This window comes from Stenotrophomonas sp. Bg11-02 (assembly GCF_002836635.1).
Lineage (GTDB): Bacteria > Pseudomonadota > Gammaproteobacteria > Xanthomonadales > Xanthomonadaceae > Stenotrophomonas > Stenotrophomonas lacuserhaii.
Genome location: NZ_PJAY01000018.1, coordinates 1 through 1,687 on the forward strand (window position 1 = coordinate 1; position 1,687 = coordinate 1,687).

Here is a 1,687-nt window from a genome sequence, read left to right on the forward strand (position 1 = left end):
TATCGCTCGATCAGCGACTCCCAGGACTGGTACGCCGCAGCAACGCCGCCCAGCCAGTAACTGGCAATGCGCGTCTCCAGCGGATCGCCGCTGATACTGCCGTCCGGATGAACGATCTGCCCCTCGCCGGCCCACACACCGGCCTGGTTCATGTCGTCCTTCCAGCGATGGTCCAAGCCCACGCCGCAGCTCGGGCAGTGCAGCAGGGAGTAATGCCTGGCCATCTGCTGGATGTCGTCCACCAGCACGCGCTCGAGCAGCTCGTCCATCGGCGGCAGAGCGAACCCGTCGTAGCCGGGAGCCGCCATGAACCGCTCCCCGCACTCCGGGCAGGGCCAGTACCAACGCCGGCGATCGCCGCGCGCATAAAGCGCCGCGATACCGGCAGCGGGCGGGCCGTGGTGAGGGTGCGTTGGCTTCCAGGCACCGTCGGTGTAATCCGTGGCGGGGCTCGACTCGGCTACGACCATGCCCGCTGACATGAAGGTCTGCGTCCGCTTGAGCGCCAGGCCGAAGCATTCGTCGATACCCAGGTCGCCGGTGTAGTTATCCACGTCCGTCATCAGCACGTCGTGGATGTCCTTGCCGGACAGCACCGAGATGGACGGCCATCCCATACGCAGCGACATCCCTGACCGGAAGAACTTCAGCAGGATATTGTCGTCATGCGCGCGTGGACTGAGCCGCTTGCGGAGCTCTGGGCTGGCCGCGATGCCACGTGCGATACGGGTCTTGCTGTAGTCCTCCGCAGCGTCCTTGGACATCTGCACGACCATGGTGTCGGCCGGGTTGCAGGTGATCAGGTAGGCCAAGCGCGCATCGATGAGAGAGATCGTCTTGCCGGACCGCGCCGGCCCGACGAACACCACTGCTTCGTAGTGCCGGCTGCCCGTCATGTCCAGCGGCTGGACCATGTAGGGCGACACCGAGGGATCCCACTTGCCTGCAGCGCCGCTGGCGTTGGCCACGTGCAGCGCTTTGGCGCCCTCGCTGACCTTGATGCGCCTGGGTGGCCTGATCATCTCCGCTACGCCGCCGCGCAGCTCACGCGCTGTCGCGTAGGTCATCGGTTATTGCCTCGAACATCGTCTGGCGCACGCCGTCACAGGCGTCCTGGACCTTCACCACCTGTTCCGGGGTCAGCCCCGCCTTGCGCTCGAGAACGTCCGGAAGGGTGTCGAAGAACTGCACGACCTTTTTCACCAACTCGGCGTAGTCGGCCTCGACCTCGGCGGCAGGTACAAGCTGCCCGGTCGTCGTTTCGACCTTCAGCCGTTCGTTTTCAGATTGGTAGAACGCCCGGCGCTCCATCGGGGGCAAATCGCGCGGGTCGACGACGCCGTCCGCGCCAACGACGCCTGGCACCTGCACCAAAGCGACGGCGGCGTCGGCCAAGCGGTAGACGTCGTGGCCAGCACGCTTGCCAAAGGGCGCAACGCCAGCGTCTCGCAGCCGCTTGGCAGCGGTTCGCCGGTCCATGCCGAACTCGTCCGCCAGGCGGGCGACTGACCAGCCTGGAGAGAAGTCACGAATGTCGGCCATGTCCTACTCGATGTACAGGTCGTCCTACCTAGAAAGTGCGCTTTCTCCCGGGGAAATCCGACAAAACGCGGGCCCTGTGGTGGAGCATCCTAGGGGCCGAAAAACGCTTAATTACCGGGGTCCGAATCCCCCCCGGTAGCGACAG

Annotated in this window: 2 protein-coding genes; both read right to left on the reverse strand. The window is 65.3% G+C overall.

Features of this window, described 5'->3' with window-relative positions:
• The coding region (locus CXG43_RS01230; RefSeq protein ID WP_232767521.1) for a phage terminase large subunit family protein at positions 1-968 on the reverse strand (968 nt) is incomplete at its 3' end.
• Between the two features lie 76 nt (positions 969-1,044).
• Positions 1,045-1,542: a DUF1441 family protein gene (locus CXG43_RS01235; RefSeq protein WP_019182745.1), complete on the reverse strand. Its 498-nt coding sequence runs from the start codon at positions 1,540-1,542 to the stop codon at positions 1,045-1,047.
• Positions 1,543-1,687: the final 145 nt, after the last annotated feature.

Excerpts from the sequence above, each read along its gene's own strand:
- CXG43_RS01235 (WP_019182745.1), bottom strand. The coding sequence starts at position 1,542 with ATGGCCGACATTCGTGACTTCTCTCCAGGCTGGTCAGTCGCCCGCCTG.